General features: G+C 71.9%; 17 protein-coding genes and 2 rRNA genes. 8 read left to right on the forward strand and 11 right to left on the reverse strand.

Annotated features, from left to right (window positions below; all coding sequences use genetic code 11):
* Window positions 1-11: 11 nt before the first annotated feature.
* From ACH4K4_RS16880 to ACH4K4_RS16890, 3 genes are all read right to left on the reverse strand, one after another.
* Complete coding sequence (locus ACH4K4_RS16880; protein ID WP_398167974.1) at window positions 12-890, reverse strand: NAD kinase; 879 nt, start codon at window positions 888-890, stop codon at window positions 12-14.
* A gap of 65 nt (window positions 891-955) precedes the next feature.
* Window positions 956-1,771 (reverse strand): TlyA family RNA methyltransferase, encoded by an 816-nt coding sequence (locus ACH4K4_RS16885; RefSeq protein ID WP_398167975.1) that lies wholly within the window; start codon window positions 1,769-1,771, stop codon window positions 956-958.
* Between the two features lie 7 nt (window positions 1,772-1,778).
* Complete coding sequence (locus ACH4K4_RS16890; RefSeq protein ID WP_398167976.1) at window positions 1,779-2,027, reverse strand: hypothetical protein; 249 nt, start codon at window positions 2,025-2,027, stop codon at window positions 1,779-1,781.
* A 77-nt stretch (window positions 2,028-2,104) separates the two neighbouring features.
* Here ACH4K4_RS16890 and ACH4K4_RS16895 point away from each other — a divergent pair, with 77 nt between their 5' ends.
* Window positions 2,105-2,452, forward strand: coding sequence for a sterol-binding protein (locus ACH4K4_RS16895; protein ID WP_398167977.1), 348 nt, complete (start codon window positions 2,105-2,107; stop codon window positions 2,450-2,452).
* Between the two features lie 15 nt (window positions 2,453-2,467).
* Here ACH4K4_RS16895 and ACH4K4_RS16900 read toward each other — a convergent pair whose 3' ends face one another.
* The 3 genes from ACH4K4_RS16900 to ACH4K4_RS16910 all read right to left on the reverse strand — a co-directional run bounded on the left by ACH4K4_RS16900 (window position 2,468) and on the right by ACH4K4_RS16910 (window position 5,440).
* Window positions 2,468-3,283 carry an ABC transporter ATP-binding protein gene (locus ACH4K4_RS16900; RefSeq protein WP_398167979.1) on the reverse strand — a complete coding sequence of 272 codons (816 nt, stop codon included), beginning with the start codon at window positions 3,281-3,283 and terminating at the stop codon, window positions 2,468-2,470.
* Between the two features lie 73 nt (window positions 3,284-3,356).
* The gene (locus ACH4K4_RS16905) at window positions 3,357-4,439 is read right to left on the reverse strand and encodes a FecCD family ABC transporter permease (protein WP_398167980.1); all 1,083 of its coding nucleotides are present in this window, start codon (window positions 4,437-4,439) and stop codon (window positions 3,357-3,359) included.
* Window positions 4,436-5,440: a FecCD family ABC transporter permease gene (locus ACH4K4_RS16910; protein ID WP_398167981.1), complete on the reverse strand. Its 1,005-nt coding sequence runs from the start codon at window positions 5,438-5,440 to the stop codon at window positions 4,436-4,438. Before ACH4K4_RS16910 ends, ACH4K4_RS16905 begins: the two co-directional genes overlap by 4 nt.
* Before the next feature lie 141 nt (window positions 5,441-5,581).
* Here ACH4K4_RS16910 and ACH4K4_RS16915 point away from each other — a divergent pair, with 141 nt between their 5' ends.
* The gene (locus ACH4K4_RS16915; RefSeq protein ID WP_398167982.1) at window positions 5,582-6,610 is read left to right on the forward strand and encodes an ABC transporter substrate-binding protein; all 1,029 of its coding nucleotides are present in this window, start codon (window positions 5,582-5,584) and stop codon (window positions 6,608-6,610) included.
* 85 nt (window positions 6,611-6,695) lie between these two features.
* Window positions 6,696-7,589, forward strand: a complete 894-nt coding sequence (locus ACH4K4_RS16920; protein ID WP_398167984.1) for a siderophore-interacting protein — start codon at window positions 6,696-6,698, stop codon at window positions 7,587-7,589.
* 103 nt (window positions 7,590-7,692) lie between these two features.
* Here the strand turns inward: ACH4K4_RS16920 and ACH4K4_RS16925 are convergent, their stop codons facing one another.
* A complete protein-coding gene (locus ACH4K4_RS16925) occupies window positions 7,693-8,721 on the reverse strand; it encodes an HAD-IIA family hydrolase (RefSeq protein ID WP_398167986.1) in 1,029 nt (342 codons plus the stop codon).
* 141 nt (window positions 8,722-8,862) lie between these two features.
* Between ACH4K4_RS16925 and ACH4K4_RS16930 the strand changes: the two genes are divergently transcribed.
* The 5 genes from ACH4K4_RS16930 to ACH4K4_RS16950 all read left to right on the forward strand — a co-directional run bounded on the left by ACH4K4_RS16930 (window position 8,863) and on the right by ACH4K4_RS16950 (window position 15,699).
* Complete coding sequence (locus ACH4K4_RS16930; protein ID WP_398167987.1) at window positions 8,863-10,125, forward strand: DUF1015 family protein; 1,263 nt, start codon at window positions 8,863-8,865, stop codon at window positions 10,123-10,125.
* A 226-nt stretch (window positions 10,126-10,351) separates the two neighbouring features.
* On the forward strand, window positions 10,352-11,938 hold the full coding sequence (locus ACH4K4_RS16935) for a pyridoxal phosphate-dependent decarboxylase family protein (protein WP_398167989.1): 1,587 nt from the start codon (window positions 10,352-10,354) through the stop codon (window positions 11,936-11,938).
* Between the two features lie 55 nt (window positions 11,939-11,993).
* On the forward strand, window positions 11,994-13,316 hold the full coding sequence (locus ACH4K4_RS16940) for a lysine N(6)-hydroxylase/L-ornithine N(5)-oxygenase family protein (protein WP_398167990.1): 1,323 nt from the start codon (window positions 11,994-11,996) through the stop codon (window positions 13,314-13,316).
* Window positions 13,313-13,885: a GNAT family N-acetyltransferase gene (locus ACH4K4_RS16945; protein WP_398167992.1), complete on the forward strand. Its 573-nt coding sequence runs from the start codon at window positions 13,313-13,315 to the stop codon at window positions 13,883-13,885. Before ACH4K4_RS16940 ends, ACH4K4_RS16945 begins: the two co-directional genes overlap by 4 nt.
* Complete coding sequence (locus tag ACH4K4_RS16950; protein WP_398167993.1) at window positions 13,879-15,699, forward strand: IucA/IucC family protein; 1,821 nt, start codon at window positions 13,879-13,881, stop codon at window positions 15,697-15,699. Before ACH4K4_RS16945 ends, ACH4K4_RS16950 begins: the two co-directional genes overlap by 7 nt.
* An 84-nt stretch (window positions 15,700-15,783) precedes the next feature.
* Here ACH4K4_RS16950 and ACH4K4_RS16955 read toward each other — a convergent pair whose 3' ends face one another.
* The 4 genes from ACH4K4_RS16955 to ACH4K4_RS16970 all read right to left on the reverse strand — a co-directional run.
* Window positions 15,784-16,554: a hypothetical protein gene (locus tag ACH4K4_RS16955; protein WP_398168044.1), complete on the reverse strand. Its 771-nt coding sequence runs from the start codon at window positions 16,552-16,554 to the stop codon at window positions 15,784-15,786.
* On the reverse strand, window positions 16,491-17,780 hold the full coding sequence (locus tag ACH4K4_RS16960) for a hypothetical protein (protein ID WP_398168045.1): 1,290 nt from the start codon (window positions 17,778-17,780) through the stop codon (window positions 16,491-16,493). The genes ACH4K4_RS16955 and ACH4K4_RS16960 overlap by 64 nt, the downstream gene beginning before the upstream one ends.
* Window positions 17,781-17,796: 16 nt before the next feature.
* Window positions 17,797-17,913, reverse strand: a 5S ribosomal RNA gene (gene rrf / locus ACH4K4_RS16965).
* Between the two features lie 121 nt (window positions 17,914-18,034).
* Window positions 18,035-18,128, reverse strand: a 23S ribosomal RNA gene (locus tag ACH4K4_RS16970); the annotation flags it as partial.

Consider the following 18,128-nt stretch of genomic DNA (forward strand, 5'->3'; position numbering starts at 1 on the left):
CCCGGCACCCGCTACTGCGGCGCCCCCCGCCACCCCGCCACCGGCAGGGCGAACTTGGCCACCAGCCGGTCGGTGAAGGAGGCGTGGTGCAGGCGGGCGAGCCGTACCGGGATCGCGCCCCGGCGGACCTCCACCCGGGCGCCCGCGGGCAGTTCGACGCTGCGGCGGCCGTCGCACCACAGGACGCCGTGCGGCGTCTTGGGCTGCACCTCCACCGCCAGCACCGAGTCCGGCGAGGTGACCAGCGGCTTGGCGAACAGCGCGTGCGCGCTGATCGGCACCATCAGCAGGGCCTCGACCTCCGGCCAGACCACCGGGCCGCCCGCCGAGAAGGCGTACGCGGTCGAGCCGGTCGGCGTCGCGCACACGACGCCGTCGCCGCCGAAGCGCGAGACGGGCCGCCCGTCGACCTCCGTGACGACCTCCAGCATCCGTTCCCGCGCCGCCTTCTCCACCGAGGCCTCGTTCAGGGCCCAGTCGGTGTGGGCGACGCTGCCGTTGTTGCGGACGAGGACGTCGATGGTCATCCGCTCCTCGACCTCGTAGGAGCGGGTCACGACCCGGTCGACGACCTTGTCCAGGTCGTCGCGTTCGGCCTCCGCCAGGAAGCCGACCCGGCCGAGGTTGACGCCGAGCATCGGCACCCCGGACGTACGGGCGAAGTCCGCGCCGCGCAGCAGCGTCCCGTCCCCGCCGAGCACCACCAGCAGCTCACAGCCCTCGGCCGCGCACTGCTCGGACTCGACGCGTTCCACGGACGCCGGCAGCGGCAGGTCCGCGGCCTCCTCGGCCAGCACCCGCACGCCGATGCCGCTGCGCAGCAGCCCCTGGACGACGAGTTCGGCGCTGCGGACGGCCGCGGGGCGGCCGGTGTGGGCGAGCAGGAACACGGTGCGCTCCCCGCCCGCCGCGGTCGGTGCGGCTGCTCCAGCCGGTGTAGATGCTTCAGAAGTGGTCAACGGGGCCCCTCCGCCACTGCTCGGTCGACATCCGCCGGGTCCAGCGCATCCGCCCCGGCACGCAGCCACAGAAAGTACTCGACATTGCCGGAGGGACCGGGCAACGGGCTCGCGGCCACGCCCGCCACGCCCAGCCCCAGCCCGGCCGCCCGCCCGGCGACCCCGCGTACGGCCTCGGCCCGCAGTTCGGGGCTGCGCACCACCCCGCCGCTGCCGAGACGCTCCTTGCCGACCTCGAACTGCGGCTTGACCATCAGCACCAGGTCGGCGCCGGGCGCCGCGCAGCGCACGAGGGCGGGCAGTACCAGGCCCAGCGGGATGAAGGACAGGTCGCCGACGACGAGGTCGACGGGGATGCCGTCGATCTGCTCCAACGTCAGTTCGCGTACGTTCGTGCGGTCCTTCACGGTGACCCGGTCGTCGCTCTGCAGCGACCAGGCGAGCTGCCCGTAGCCGACGTCCACGGCGACGACGTGCCCGGCGCCGGCCCGCAGCAGGACGTCCGTGAAGCCGCCGGTGGACGCGCCCGCGTCCAGCGCCCTGCGGCCCGCCACCTCCAGGCCGAGCGGTGCGAACGCGGCGAGGGCGCCGGCCAGCTTGTGGCCGCCGCGCGAGACGTAGTCGGGGTCGCCCTCGTCCTCGCGCACGACCAGGGCCGCGCTGGTCTCGACCTGGGTGGCGGACTTGGTCGCCGTCGTCCCGCCGACGGTCACCCGCCCCGCGGCGATCAGCTGGCTCGCGTGCTCGCGCGAGCGGGCCAGCTTGCGGCGCACCAGCTCCGCGTCGAGTCGGCGTCGTGCCACTCCTGCCACCTGTGGTTCAGCTCCTGTTGTCGTGCGTTGCGGGCGGGCCGGCGGGCCCGGGATGCCGGTCGAGGGCGGCCAGCGCGTCGCGCAGCCCCCGGTGGACATCCTCGTACACCTGGAGATGCCCGCTCGCGGCGAGGTGGTCCGCGTCGGCCAGGCGCCGCAGCCCGTCGTCGACGGCGGCGTCCCCGGTGGGCGTGACCACGACGCCGAGCGGCTGCGGCCCCGCGGGCGCGGGCGGCGGCTCATTCGGCTCTTCCATGTCCTTGACGCTACCCCGAACCGCCCGTCGGCCGGGCCACCGCCCGCCCGCCCCGTACGGGCGTATCGTCGATCTCGATGGCAACCCTCGAAGAGTGCCGCGCCGCCCTGGGCCGGCTCGCACAGAATCTCTCCGCCGCGAACGGCGACGTACGCAGCGCCGCCGCGCTCGACCGCTCGCTCAGCTGCCGGATCACCGACCTGGACGTCACCTTCAGCGGCCGGCTGGCCGGCGGCACCCTCCAGGACGTCACGAGCGTCCAGGGGCCGCCGCCCGAGCGGGCCCAGATCCGCCTGGCCATGCGCGGTGACGATCTGGTGGCCCTGGTGGACGGCGAGCTGCACTTCGCGAAGGCGTGGGGCAGCGGCCGGGTCAAGCTGGAGGCCGGCCTGCGCGACCTGCTGCGCCTGCGCGCGCTGCTGTAGCCGGGCGGCCCGGCCTCAGGACGCCGCGGCGGCCGCCGCGGTCGCGCGTGCCTTGCGCGCGGCCGGCACGACCAGCGGCGTGCCCGTTTCCGGGTCGTCGATGACCTGGCACTTCAGCCCGAAGACCCGCTCGACGAGGTCGGCGGTGACGACCTCCTGCGGCGCGCCCTCGGCGACGATCTCACCGCCGCGCATCGCTATCAGGTGCGTGGCGTAGCGCGCTGCGTGGTTGAGGTCGTGCAGGACGGCGACGAGCGTGCGGCCCTGCTCCTCGTGCAGTTCGGCGCACAGGTCCAGCACCTCGATCTGGTGCTGGATGTCCAGGTATGTGGTCGGCTCGTCCAGGAGCAGCAGCGGCGTCTGCTGGGCCAGCGCCATCGCGATCCACACGCGCTGCCGCTGGCCGCCGGAGAGTTCGTCGACGTAGCGCTCGGCCAGTTCGCCGACGCCGGTCGCGTCCATCGACTCCCGTACGATCCGCTCGTCCTCGCCCGACCACTGGCGCAGCAGCCCCTGGTGCGGGTAGCGGCCGCGGGCCACCAGGTCGGCGACGGTGATCCCGTCGGGGGCGATCGAGGACTGCGGGAGCAGCCCGAGCGTCCTGGCGACCTTCTTGGCGGGCAGCGAGGAGATCGCCGAGCCGTCCAGCAGCACCGATCCGGCGGACGGCTTGAGCATCCGGGACAGGGCGCGCAGCAGCGTGGACTTGCCGCAGGCGTTCGGCCCGACGATGACCGTGAAGGACCGGTCGGGGATGGCCACCGACAGGTTTTCGGCGATGACCCGCTGGTCGTAGGCGAGGGTCACGTTCTCGGCCGTGAGACGGCTCACTGCTGGCTCCTTGTAGCGGTCTGCGTCGTGGGGGTGGAGGACGGTACGGGCCGTGGCCCCGCGGTCCGCGCGCTCATATCCGTCCCGCCTTGCGCTCGGAGGCCAGCAGCCACAGCAGGTAGCCGCCGCCGAGCACGCCGGTCAGCACGCCGACGGGCAGCTGGTCGGCGCCGAAGATCTGCTGCGAGGCCCAGTCGGCGGTCACCAGGAGGGCTGCGCCCATGAGGGCGGCGGGCAGCAGGTTGGGGCCCGGGGAGCGGGTCAGGCGGCGGGCCAGCTGGGGCGCGGTGAGCGCGACGAAGGCGATCGGCCCGGCCGCCGCGGTTCCCGCGGCGACCAGCAGGACCGCCGCCGTCAGCAGGACGACGCGGACCCGCGTGCCCCGCACGCCCAGCGCGTACGCGGCGTCGTCGCCCATCTCCAGCATGCGCAGCGGCCGCCCGAACAGCAGGGCCGGCGGCACGAGGACGGCGCAGACCAGGGCCAGCGGCCAGACCTGGTCCCAGTCCCGGCCGGAGAGGGTGCCGGTCATCCAGGTCACGGCCTGGGACGCCTCGACGATGTTCGCCTTGGTCATCAGGTACAGGACCATCGCGTACAGCATCGCGGCGGCGCCGATGCCGACGAGCACGAAGCGGTAGCCGTGGATGCCGCCCTTCCAGGCCAGCAGGAAGATCGCCAGCCCGGTGACGATACCGCCGACGACCGCGCCCGCGGCGACCGCGAAGGTGCCGCCGTGGAAGAAGACGATGACGAGCAGGGAGCCGACCGTCGAGCCCTGGGAGAAGCCCAGTACGTCGGGGCTGCCGAGGGGGTTGCGGGAGACGGCCTGGAAGACCGCGCCGGCGAGGCCGAAGGCGACGCCGACCAGCAGCGCCACCAGGACCCGCGGCAGCCGCAGTTCGTTGACGATGAACTCCTGGGCGGCGGTGCCGGACCCGGTGAGCGTGCGCAGGACGTCCGCCGGGCTCATCGGGAAGTCGCCGGTGCCGATCAGCAGGACGCTCGCGGCCAGCGCCAGGGCAGCCAGCAGCAGTCCGGTGACGACGGCGCGCACGTCCAGGCGTACGGACAGCCCGCCGGCGGTGCGCACGGCCCGCACGGCTTTGGTGGTCCTCCGCGGGGCGGCCTGGTCGGTCTTGACGGTGGAACTCACAGCTGGGCCATCCTCCGACGCCGTACGAGATAGATGAAGACCGGGCCGCCGACGAGGGCCGTGACGATGCCGACCTGGATCTCGCCGGGGCGCGCCACGACGCGCCCGAGGACGTCGGCGCCGAGCAGCAGGACCGGCGAGAGCACGGCCGAGTACGGCAGGATCCAGCGCATGTCGGGGCCGGTGACGGCCCGTACGACGTGCGGGACCATCAGGCCGACGTAGACGATCGGCCCGCAGGCCGCGGTGGCGGCGCCGCACAGCAGCGTCACGGCGACCATGGCCAGCACCCGGGTGCGGGTCAGCCGGGCGCCCAGCGCCCGCGCCTGGTCGTCGCCGAGCGCGACGGCGTTCAGGGGGCGTCCGACGGCGAGCGCGAGCACCGCGCCGACCGCGAGGAACGGCGCGACCTGCGTCACGGTGGTCGTGGTCGCCGAGGCCAGCGAACCGACCGTCCAGAAGCGCATCTTGTCCAGCGCCGCGGTGTCCATGAGGTTGACGGCGTTGATGTAGCCGGTCAGTACGGCGGTGAGGGCGGTGCCGGCGAGCGCGAGCCGTACGGGCGTGGCGCTGCGGGTGCCGCCGAGCACGTACACGGCGACCGAGACGGCCGCGGCGCCGAGGAAGGCGAACCAGACGTATCCGGTCAGCGAGGTGATGCCGAGGAAGCTGATGGCGGAGACGACGGCCGCCGAGGCGCCCGCGTTGATGCCGAGGACGCCGGGGTCGGCGAGGGGGTTGCGGGTCAGCGCCTGCATCACCGTGCCGGCCAGGCCGAGCGCCGCGCCGGCCAGCACGCCGAGGAGGGTGCGTGGCAGGCGTACGTCCCTGATGATCACGTCGGTGTCGTTGCCCGAGTAATGGAAGAGGCCGTGCCATACCTGGTCGAGCGGGATCTGTTTGGCTCCGACGGCGATGCCCAGGACGGTGACGACCACCAGCGCGCCGACGGACGCGACGAGCCCCGCCGATCGAGTGATCTGCCGCCGTTGCGGCGCCACGGGGGCGTTTGCTGCTTCGGGGGGACTGTCAACCAACACGGGAGTTAGGTTAGCCTACCCTCACGATCAGACATCAAGTCGCTCCGCAGGGCCTTTTACCTGCCCTTTGCAGTGCGGCGTGAAGGAAGAAGCACATCAGCCATGAGCACCCCCCGCAGCGTATCTCTCTCCCGTCGCGGTGTCCTCGCCGCCGGTGGCGCCCTCGGCGTCGGCGCCCTGCTGGCCGCCTGCGGAGGCGGCAAGGCGACGGGCGCGAAGGGGGAGGACGTCAAGGGCGGGCCCTGGTCCTTCACGGACGACCGCAAGGAGAAGGTCAGCCTCGACAGCGTGCCGCAGCGCATCGTCGCCTTCACCGGCACCGCGGCCGCGCTGTACGACTTCGGCATCGACAAGCAGGTCGTCGGCGTCTTCGGCCCCACCAAGCTCAAGGACGGCAAGGCCGACCCGCAGGCCGGCGACATCAACGTGGACCGGGTCACCATCATCGGCAACGCGTACAACCAGTTCGCGGTCGAGAAGTACGCGGCCCTCAACCCCGACCTGCTCATCACGAACATGTACGAGCCGGGCGCCCTGTGGTTCGTGCCGGAGGAGAGCAAGGACAAGATCACCAAGCTGGCCAAGTCCGTGGCGATCACCTCGGCCCGGGTCCCGCTGGTGAAGATCATCGAGCGGTACGCGGAGCTGGCGCAGTCCCTCGGCGCCGACCTGAAGGCCAAGAAGGTCACCGACGCCAAGGCCCGCTTCGAGAAGGCCGCCGCCGAACTGCGCAAGGCCGCCAAGTCCAACCCGGTCAAGGTGCTCGCCTGCTCCGGCAGCGCCGACCTCTTCTACGCGTCCAACCCCGGCATCAACTCCGACATCATGTACTTCAAGTCCCTGGGCGTGGACATCATCGTGCCGGACAACCTCGACAAGGCCGGCTACTTCGAGCCCCTGAGCTGGGAGAACGCCGACAAGTACCAGGCCGATGTGCTCATGCTCGACAACCGCACCTCCGCCCTCCAGCCCAAGGACCTGGCCGCCAAGCCCGCCTGGACCAAGCTGCCCGCCGTCAAGGCCGGGCAGGTCACGGGCTGGTCGAGCGAGCCGCGCTTCTCCTACGCGGGCGCGGCCCCGCTGATCGAAGAGCTCACCAAGGCCATCCAGAACGCCAAGAAGGTCGTCTGACGCACCCGGGCCGGCCCCCGGGCCGGCCTCGGCGTCCCGTCTTCCGCCCACGTCACCGAGTCACGGTTCCGGGAGGTTCCTCCGCATGACCACGACCGCCGCACCCGCCACCACCCCGTTCCGCTTCTTCGACGTGCACGTCGTCCGCACCCGGCGGCTCGGCCCCTCCATGGTCCGCATCACCTTCGGCGGCGAACGGCTCGGCGACCTGGCCTCCGGCGGCCGTGACCAGCGCTTCAAACTGTTCCTCCCGCAGGCCCACCAGTCCGAGCCGGTCTTCGCCGACCAGGGCGAGAACTGGTACGCCGCCTGGCGCGTCCAGGACCCGGCCGAGCGGCCCCTGATGCGCTCGTACACGATCAGGGCGCAGCGCCACGACCCGGTCGAGGTCGACGTGGACTTCGCGCTGCACGGCGCCGACGCGCCGGGCGCCGCCCTGGCGGGCGGTCCGGCCTCGCGCTGGGCCGCGTCCGCGGTGCCCGGGGACCGGGTCTCCATCCTCGGCCCGGCCGTCGAGGACAACGGCGGCGTCGACTTCCGCCCGCCGCCCGGCACCGACTGGATCCTGCTGACCGGCGACGAGACGGCGCTGCCCGCCGTGGCGGGCATCCTCGGCTGGCTCTCCCCCGGCACCCAGGCCAAGGTCTTCCTGGAGGTCGCGCACGCCGACGACCGCCAGGAGCTGCCCACCTTCGCCGACGCCGACATCACCTGGCTGGTGCGCGACGAGCAGCCGGAGGACGGCTCCGGCACGCTGCTCGAAACCGTCCGCGCCGCCGGGCTGCCCGAGGGCACGCCGTACGCCTGGATCGCGGGCGAGGCGGGCTGCGTCAAGGCGCTCCGCCGCCACCTGGTGCGGGAGCGCGCGTTCGACCGCCGCGCGGTGAAGTTCACCGGGTACTGGCGGCGCGGGGCGAGCGAGGAGGACCTGCTCGCGGAGTACGTGGCGGGCACGGCGGCCGCCACCGACGAGGACTGAACCGGTCCCCGCATGCCGTGCGCGTACGACGGTCCGTACGCGCACCAAAAGGGAGGGTCCGCTCGGCACCGAGCGGGCCCTCCCCTCGTACGCGGCGCGCTTCCTACAGCCCGAGCCGCGCCAGCGCCTTGCCGGCGTCCGCGCCGCACTCGCCGTCGCCCGCCGCCGTCCAGGCCGCGCCGCACAGCGCGCGCAGGCCGTCCAGCGGCGCGCCCTCGCCGTCCAGCACCAGCGCGTCGTCGCGTACGGACGCCGTCCAGCCAGCGCACCCGAAGCCGCCGTCCGCCGCCTCGGACACCTCGGGCTGCGGGCCGAGCACCCCGCGCAGGTCCGCGTCGACGTACGTCGGGCGGTGCCGCGGCGGGGCCGCCAGCAGCTCGGCTGCGGTCGTCACACCGGTCAGCACCAGCAGCGAGTCGACGCCGCCGTTGAAGGCGCCCTCGATGTCCGTGTCGAGCCGGTCCCCGATCACCAGCGGCCGCCGGGCGCCCGTGCGCAGCACCGTCTCGCGGTGCATCGGCGTCTCCGGCTTGCCCGCCACCTGGGGCGTGCCGCCGGTGGCGGTCCGCACGACGTGCACCAGCGCGCCGTTGCCCGGCGCGATGCCGCGCTCCTTGGGGATGGTCAGATCCGTGTTCGAGGCGAACCAGGGAACGCCGCGCTGCACCGCGTACGCGGCCTCCGCCAGCCGTTCCCAGTCCAGCTTCGGCTCGAAGCCCTGCACCACGGCGGCCGGGTCGTCCTCCGCCGAGTCCACCGGGACCAGCCCGCGCTCGCGCAGCGCCACCCGCAGCCCCTCGCCGCCGACCGCCAGCACCCGCGCGCCGGCGGGCACCTGCCCGGCGATCAGCCGCGCCACCGCCTGCGCCGAGGTGATGACGTCCGTGGCGGCGGTCGGCAGGCCGAACCCGGTCAGCTGGTCCGCCACCGTGTCCGGCGTCCGGGACGCGTTGTTGGTCACGTACGCCAGGTGCATGCCGCCGTCCCGGGCCGCGGTGAGCGACGCGACGGCGTGCTCGATCACCGAGCCGCCGGCGTACACGACACCGTCCAGATCCAGCAGTGCCGTGTCATACGCCTCGCCCAGTGCCCGCTCACACCGTCCGGGCCGCTTGCGAACCCGCTCGCTCATGCCGTCTCGCTCCTTATCCACTCAGGTACACAGGGGGTTTCAGCGGTACGTGAAAGGGAATTCCACACACCGATTTATCCAGTGGGACAACGGTTTCCCCCCGATCATCCCGCACTCCGCGAAGCGGCATAGCATGCCCCAATGACCAGCACCGACGGCCTTCGCCTCCACCCCTTCCGCGGGCTGCGCTACGCCCCGGACCGCGTCAGCAGCCTCACGGCCGTCACCTCGCCGCCGTATGACGTCGTCGTACGGCCGGACGGTGTGCGGCATCTGGAGACCGCCGATCCGTACAACATCGTGCGGCTCATCCTCCCGCAGGCCCAGGACCCCGAGACCCGGCACCGCCAGGCCGCCGAGACGCTGCGCCGCTGGCGCGCGGAAGGCGTCCTGGCGCCGGACGACCGGCCCGCGCTCTACGTGTACGAGCAGAGCAAGGACGGGCTGCTGCAACGCGGCCTGATCGGCGCGCTCGAACTGGACGGCCCGGTGCTGCCGCACGAGGACGTGATCCCCGAGGTCGTCGAGGACCGCGCGGCCCTGATGCGCGAGGCCGCCGCCAACTTCGAGCCGCTGCTGCTCTCCTACGTCGGGCAGGGCGACGGGGCCGGCGCCACCGGCGTCATCGAACGGGCCCTGCGCACCCCGCCACTGATCGCCCTCACCACCGAGGACGGCTTCGCGCACCGGCTGTGGGCGGTCACCGACCCCGCCGAGCTGGCCGCCGTCGACGACGACCTCGCCATACGGCACGCCCTGATCGCCGACGGGCACCACCGCTGGGCCACCTACCAGCGGCTGCGCGACGAGCATCCCGGTGGCGGTGCCGTCAATCCGTGGGCGACCGGGCTGGTGCTGCTCGTGGACTCCGCGCGCCACCCGCTCCAGGTGCGCGCCATCCACCGCGTACTGCCGCACCTCCCGCTGGACGCGGCGCTGGCCGGGGTGGGCGACGCCTTCCGCGTCCGCCCGGTGGAGGGGCCGCTCGACGCGGCGCTGGCCACGCTGGACGAGACGCCGGGCAACGCCCTCCTGCTGTCCTCGGGCCCCGAGCGGTTCTGCCTGCTGGACCGGCCCGACGCGGCGCTGCTCGACCGTACGATCCGCCACGACCGCCCCGCGGCATGGCGCGGGCTGGACGCCACCGTGCTGCACTCGGCGCTGCTGGACGAGGTCTGGCGCATCCGCGACCACTCGTCGGAGATCAGCTACCTGCACAACCCGGGGGACACCGTCGAGCAGGCGGCGAAGCACGGCGGTACGGCGGTGCTGATGCGCCCGGTGCCGGAGCAAACGGTGCGCCAACTCGCGCTGGCCGGAGTGACCATGCCGCGCAAGTCGACGTCCTTCGGGCCCAAGCCGGCCACCGGGCTGGTGCTGCGCGTTCTAGACGACTCCGCCTGATTCCGGACGTACCGGGCCCCTGAACGCCCGTGTGAGGCCCGGCGTGTGCGGTCCGCGCCGGGGCCGCGGCACCCCTTACCCATCCGCCACAGAGGTTAGGTTAGGCTTACCTCATCACGTAAGCGGATGGAGCTGTTCCCCCCTGCGCGACAGACTTCTGCCCCAGCGCGGGCGTTCCATGCGCATCCCCCCACGTGAGCAAGTCCGCATCAGGGAGGACACGTTCATGAGTCCCCTCGCGCACTCCGCCGAGGACCCGTCGCCCGCCGCGCACAGCGGGGCGCCGGACAGCCGTTCACAGCTGTTCAACAACAGCACCACCCAGCACTACCGCCGCTCGGTCGCCGACGGCATCGACCGCATAGCCGACAAAATATCCGGTACCGAACGCCCCTTCACCGGCGTCACGGTCGACGGCCTCACCCCCACCGTGGCCGGCATCGACCTCGAACAGCCGCTGCACGACCCCGCCGCCGCCCTGGACGAACTCGAAGAGGTCTACCTCCGCGACGCCGTCTACTTCCACCACCCGCGCTACCTCGCGCACCTCAACTGCCCGGTGGTCATCCCCGCCCTGGTCGGCGAGGCCGTCCTCTCGGCGGTCAACTCCTCCCTGGACACCTGGGACCAGAGCGCCGGCGGCACCCTCATCGAGCGCCGCCTGATCGACTGGACCGCCCGCCGCATCGGCCTCGGCGAGCGCGCCGACGGCATCTTCACCAGCGGCGGCACCCAGTCCAACCTGCAAGCCATGCTGCTGGCCCGGGACGAGGCCTGCCGCAAGGCCCTCGCCCGCGAGAACATCCCGGACGCATCCGCCCCCGGCGCCACAACTCCGGTACGCCGTACCGACATCCTGCCCCGGCTGCGCATCCTCGCCTCCCAGGTCGGCCACTTCAGCATCGAGAAGGCCGCCACCCTGCTCGGCCTCGGCGCCGAAGCCGTGATCGCGGTACCGTGCGGCCCGGACAAGCGCATGCGGGCCGACGTACTCGCCGGCGAACTGGCGCGCTGCGAGGCCGAGGGCCTGATCCCGATGGCCGTCGTCGCCACCGCCGGCACCACCGACTTCGGCAGCATCGACCCGCTGCCGGAGATCGCCGAGCTGTGCGCCCGCCACGACACCTGGATGCACGTGGACGCCGCGTACGGCTGCGGCCTGCTGGTCTCCCGCCGCCGCGCCCTCCTGGACGGCATCGAGCGCGCCGACTCGGTGACCGTGGACTACCACAAGTCCTTCTTCCAGCCGGTCAGCTCCAGCGCCGTCCTGGTACGCGACCACGCCACCCTGCGGCACGTCACGTACCACGCCGACTACCTCAACCCGGCGCGGATGGCCGAGCGCCGCATCCCCAACCAGGTCGACAAGTCGATCCAGACCACCCGCCGCTTCGACGCGCTCAAACTCTGGCTGACCCTGCGCACCATGGGCGCCGACGGCATCGGCGAACTCTTCGACGAGGTCGTCGACCGCGCCGCCGACGCCTGGAAGATCCTCAACGACGACCCCCGCTTCGAGGTCGTGGTCGAGCCCCAGCTCAGCACCCTGGTCTTCCGCTACCTGCCGCACACCGACGACCGGGATCCCGTCCTGAGCGACGAGGTCAACCTGCACGCCAGGGAAGCGCTGTTCGCCTCCGGGGACGCCGTCGTCGCGGGCACCGTCGTCGACGGCCGCCACTACCTGAAGTTCACCCTGCTCAACCCCGAGACCACGCTGGCCGACATCGCCACGGTCCTCGACCTGATCGCCGAGCACGCCGGCGCCTACCTCGCCGCGCGCCCCCGACCGGCCCTCAGCGCCGCGAGCTGACCGTCCCCGCCGACCGGCCCCGCGGCCGACCGAACCCCGCAAACGGAGACCCCACGTGTCCGCCCCTCACGACTTCATCGCCATCGGCCTCGGGCCCTTCAACCTCGGCCTCGCCTGCCTGACCGAGCCCATCGACGAACTCGACGGCCTGTTCCTGGACAACAAGCCGTCCTTCGACTGGCACCCGGGCATGATGCTGGAGACCAGCACCCTCCAGGTGCCCTTCATGGCCGACCTGGTCACCCTCGCCGACCCGACCTCCCCGTTCTCCTTCCTGAACTACCTCAAGGAATCGGGCCGGATGTACTCCTTCTACATCCGCGAAAGCTTCTACCCGCTGCGCGCCGAGTACAACGACTACTGCCGCTGGGCCGCCGCCAAGCTGGACACCGTCCGCTTCGGCCACCAGGTCACCACCGTCGAGTACGACGATTCCGAGCAGGTCTACGTCGTCCACGCCGACCACCTGCCCACCGGCGAGAAGAAGACCTACCGCGCCCGCAAGCTGGTCCTCGGCACCGGCACCCCGCCGCACATCCCCGAGGCCTGCCAGGGCCTCGGCGGCGACTTCCTGCACAACGCCGACTACCTGGAGAACAAGGCCGCCCTCCAGGCCAAGGACTCCATCACCATCGTCGGCAGCGGCCAGAGCGCGGCGGAGATCTACCTCGACCTCCTCCAGGACATCGACAGCCACGGCTACCACCTGACCTGGGCCACCCGCTCCCCCCGGTTCTTCCCCCTCGAATACACCAAGCTCACCCTGGAGATGACCTCGCCGGAGTACGTGGACTACTTCCACGCGCTGCCCCCGGCCACCCGCGACCGGCTCAACGCCTCGCACAAGAACCTCTACAAGGGCATCGACTCCGAGCTGATCAACGAGATCTTCGACCTGCTCTACCAGAAGAACCTGCACGGCCCCTGCCCCACCCGGCTGCTCACCAACACGGCGCTGCACGAAGCCGGTTACGACGCGGCCTCCGGCACGTACACCCTCGGCCTGCGCCAGGAGGAACAGGGCCAGGACTTCACCCTCGCCACCCAGGGCCTGGTGCTGGCCACCGGATACCGGTACGAGACGCCGAAGTTCCTCGCTCCCGTCACAGACCGCATCGCCTGGGACGACGCCGGCCGCTACGCGGTCGCCCGCAACTACAGCGTCGACACCGCGGGCCGCGACATCTTCGTGCAGAACGCCGAGCTGCACACCCACGGCTTCGTCACCCCCGACCTGGGCATGGCCGCGTACCGCAACTCCTGCATCATCCGCGAGCTGCTCGGCCGCGAGTACTACCCGGTCGAGAAGTCCATCGCCTTCCAGGAGTTCGCCGCCCCGTCCGGTCCGCACCACCCCGTGGAGGTCTCGCCCGTATGACCGCCCCCGTCTTCACCCGCACCCACGCCTCGCTCGGCGAGTTCGCGCTGCGCCCGGTCGACCCGGCCGGCGACGCGGAGCTGCTGCACGGCTGGGTCACCCACCCCAAAGCCGTCTACTGGATGATGCAGGACGCCGACCTGGCCGCCGTGGAGAAGGAGTTCGCGCGCATCGACGCCGACCCGTACCACGACGCCTTCATCGGCCTGCACAACGGCGTCCCCGCCTTCTTGATGGAGCGCTACGACCCGGCGCACCGCGAGGTGACCGAGGTCCACGAGGCCGCGCCCGGCGACGTCGGCATGCACTTCCTGACCGCGCCCACCGACACCCCGGTGCACGGCTTCACCCTCGCCGTGATCACCACCGTCATGGACATGCTGTTCGCCGAGCCCGGCAACCAGCGCGTCGTCGTCGAACCGGCCACCGGCAACACCGCGGTGCACGCCCTGAACAAGGCCGTCGGCTTCGAGATCGTCCGCACCGTCACGCTGCCCAAGGGCGAGGCGTACCTGAGCACCTGCACCCGCGACCAGTTCCTGGCCGCCCGAGGAGAAAACCCATGCTGAACCCCACCGCCGACGCCCAGGCCCCGGCACGCGACGCCGTCCGCCACCTCACCCCCGAGCTGTGGGCCCGCGCCAACCGCCTCCTCGTACGCAAGGCGCTGGCCGAGTTCTCGCACGAGCGCCTCCTCACGCCGCAGCGGCTCCCGCAGGACGGCCACTACGTCGTCCGCAGCGACGACGACCGCGTCGAGTACCGTTTCACCGCCCGCCGACTGAGCCTGGACCACTGGCACATCGACGCCGACGGCATCACCCGCCACCGCGACGGCGCCGAGGTCCCCCTCGACGCACTCGACTTCTTCATCGAGCTGCGCCGCACCCTCGCCCTCGGCGACGACATCCTCCCGGTGTACCTGGAAGAGATCAGCTCCACCCTGTCCGGCACGGCCTACAAACTGGCCGCGGGCCCCATGGCCGCCGCCGAACTGGCCAAAGCGGACTTCCAGACCATCGAGACGGGCATGTCCGAGGGCCACCCCGGCTTCGTCGCCAACAACGGCCGCCTCGGCTTCGGCGTGCACGAATACCACGCGTACGCCCCCGAAGCCGCGAGCCCCGTCCACCTGATCTGGCTCGCAGCGCGCCGCGACCGCTCCACCTTCACCGCGGGCGAGGGCCTCGACTACGACCGGCTGATCCGGGACGAGCTGGGCGGCCCCACCCTGGACCGGTTCGCCGCCACCCTCGGCGACCTCGGCCTGGACCTGGCCGACTACCACCTCATCCCCGTCCACCCGTGGCAGTGGTGGAACAAGCTCTCCGTCACCTTCGCCGCCGAAGTCGCCCAGCAGCACCTGGTCTGCCTCGGCCCCGGCGACGACGCGTACCTGGCACAGCAGTCCATCCGTACGTTCTTCAACACCAGCGACCCGTCGAAGCACTACGTCAAGACGGCGCTGTCGGTCCTCAACATGGGCTTCATGCGCGGCCTGTCCGCCGCCTACATGGAAGCCACCCCGGCCATCAACGACTGGCTCGCGGGCCTGATCGCGAGCGACGAGACCTTCCGGGCCGCCCGCTTCTCGATCATCCGCGAGCGCGCCGCCATCGGCTACCACCACCGCCAGTACGAGGCCGCCACCGCCAAGGGCTCCCCGTACCTGAAGATGCTCGCCGCCCTGTGGCGGGAGAGCCCGGTGCCCACCCTCGAACCCGGCCAGCGGGTGGCCACCATGGCCTCCCTGCTGCACACCGACCCCGAGGGCGGCTCGCTGGCCGCCGCCCTGATCGAGGAATCCGGCCTGGCGCCCGCGGACTGGCTGCGCCGGTACGCGGACGCCTACCTGGTCCCGGTCCTGCACGCCTTCTACGCCTACGACCTGGTGTTCATGCCGCACGGCGAGAACGTCATCCTCGTCATCGAGGACGGCACCGTACAGCGCGCGATCTTCAAGGACATCGCCGAGGAAATCGCCGTCATGGACCCGGACGCGGTGCTGCCGCCGGCCGTCGAGCGCATCCGCGCCGACGTCCCCGAGGACAAGAAGCTCCTGTCCCTCTTCACGGACGTCTTCGACTGCTTCTTCCGCTACCTGAACGGCATCCTCGTCACCAACGACGTGCTGGACGAGGACAGCTTCTGGCGCACCGTCGCGGACTGCGTCACGGCGTACCAGGAAGCCAACCCACAGCTCGCCGACAAGTTCCGGCAGTACGACATGTTCGCCGACGAGTTCGCGCTCTCCTGCCTCAACCGCCTCCAGCTGCGTAACAACGAGCAGATGGTGGACCTCCAGGACCCGGCGGGCGCGCTCCAGCTCATCGGCACCCTGGAGAACCCGATCGCCCGCTACGCCCCGGCCACGCGGGCCTGACCCTTCCGCATACGAACAAGGGCGGGACCCCGGTGGGGTCCCGCCCTTGTTCACATCCCGCTGTCCGGCCGCGCCGGCGGCAGATCAGCCCTGCTCGAAGCGCCCCTCACGAGAGGTGTCCGCGTCCTTGGCCGCCGCGTCGCCCTCGACCGGCTCGTCGTCCGCGTCCTCCGCGTCCTCCAGCACGTCCGTGAACTCGACGCCGTCCAGCTCGGCCAGCCGGTCCGAGGCGTCCGTCGTGCCGCCCTGGTCGGCCTCCAGCGCCCTGGCGAACCACTCGCGCGCCTCGTCCTCGCGGCCGACCTCCAGCAGCGCGTCGGCGTACGCGTAGCGCAGCCGCGCGGTCCACGGCTGGACGGAGTTCGACGCCAGCTCGGGGCTCTGCAGCGTCACGACCGCCGCGTCCGCCTGGCCCATGTCGCGCCGGGCACCGGCCGCGACCAGCCGCATCTCGACCTGGCCCGCCCGGTCCAGCTTCTGCACCTCGGGCTCGCCGGCCATCGCCAGGGCCTTCTCCGGCCGGCCGAGGCCGCGCTCGCAGTCGGCCATCACGGGCCACAGCTCCACGCTGCCGGTCATCCGCCGCGCCGCGCGGAACTCCGCCAGCGCCTCGCCGTACTTGCCGACGGCGTACGCGGCGAAGCCGGCCGCCTCGCGCACACCGGGAACGCGCGACGCCAGCCGCAGCGCCACCCGCGAGTACCCGTACGCCTGCTCGGGGTCCTCGTCGAGCGTCTTGGCCACCATGACCAGGTTCTTGGCGACGTCCTCGGCGAGCGTCTTCGGCAGGCTCAGCAGCTCCTGCCGCACATCCTTGTCGATCTCCTCGCCCGTGACGTCCTCCGGGATCGGCAGCCGCTTGATCGGCTCCCGGTCCCGCCGGTCGTCCCGCCGGTCGTCCTGCCGGTAACCGCCGCGGTCGTCGCGACCCCGCCCGGCACCGTACGGACGCCGCCCGCCACGGTCGTCGTCCCGGCGGGGGCCACGGTCGCGGTCGTCGCGACGGAAGCCGCCACGGTCGTTGTCACGGCGGTCGTCACGGCGGGGACCGCGGTCGCGGTCATCGCGACGGAAACCACCGCGGTCGTCGTCACGGCGCGGGCCGCGCGGCGCACGGTCGTCACGCGAGAAACGGGGACGGTCATCATCACGACGGGGACCACGGTCGCGGTCATCGCGACGGAAACCACCGCGGTCATCGTCACGACGGGGGCCGCGGTCGCGGTCATCACGCCGGAAACCACCACGGTCGTCATCGCGACGGGGGCCGCGCGGCGCACGGTCGTCACGCGAGAAACGGGGACGGTCATCATCACGGCGCGGGCCGCGGTCGCGGTCATCCCGACGGAAGCCACCACGGTCGTCGTCACGGCGGAAGTTGCCGCGGTCGTCATCGCGACGCGGACCACGCGGACGGTCGTCACGGCGGTCATCGCGACGGAAACCACCGCGGTCATCGTCACGACGGGGGCCGCGGTCGCGGTCATCACGCCGGAAACCACCGCGATCGTCATCGCGACGGGGGCCACGCGGCGCACGGTCGTCACGCGAGAAACGGGGACGGTCATCATCACGGCGCGGGCCGCGGTCGCGGTCATCGCGACGGAAACCACCACGGTCGCCGCCGCGGTCGCCTTCGCGGCGCGGGGCGCGGTCGTCGCGCGGGAAGCCACCACGGTCGCCGCCCCGGCGCTCGTCCCGGCGGTCATCGCGGCGGTCGTCACGGCGGAAACCACCACGGTCGTCATCGCGGCGGGGGCCGCGGTCACGGTCGTCACGGCGGAAACCGCCACGGTCGTCGCGGCGTCCACCACCGAAACCGCCGCCACCGGAGGGCCGACCACCGCGGTCGTTGTCACGGCGCGGAGCACGGTCGTCACGCCGGTCGTCGCGGCGGAAGCCCCCACGGTCGCCGCCGTCGCGCCGCTGCGGCCGGCGCTCCGGGCGATCGTCGGAAGAGTTGGTGGACATCGACGTGCTCCTGTCTTCGGTACTGCCAACATTCTCGCGCACCGATCACTTCGGCGCGCTTCGGCCAAACAAAAAAGGACCCTCAGCCCCAGCGTGAACGCTGGGACCAAGGGTCCTTCAAAGATTGTTCGGCGGCGTCCTACTCTCCCACAGGGTCCCCCCTGCAGTACCATCGGCGCGGAAAGGCTTAGCTTCCGGGTTCGGAATGTAACCGGGCGTTTCCCTAACGCTATGACCACCGAAACCCTATCGGGTTCTAGCGAACAAGCACACTCTTCAATTAAAGAATGAAACAGTGGAACTTGGTTCAACCGACGCTGCGACTGTTCGCAACCCGGGAACCACACAGTGGACGCGAGCAAATGAGGACAAGCCCTCGGCCTATTAGTACCAGTCAACTCCACCCGTTACCAGGCTTCCATATCTGGCCTATCAACCCAGTCGTCTACTGGGAGCCT

The organism is Streptomyces sp. NPDC017529 (assembly GCF_044329785.1).
Taxonomy (GTDB): Bacteria; Actinomycetota; Actinomycetes; order Streptomycetales; family Streptomycetaceae; genus Streptomyces.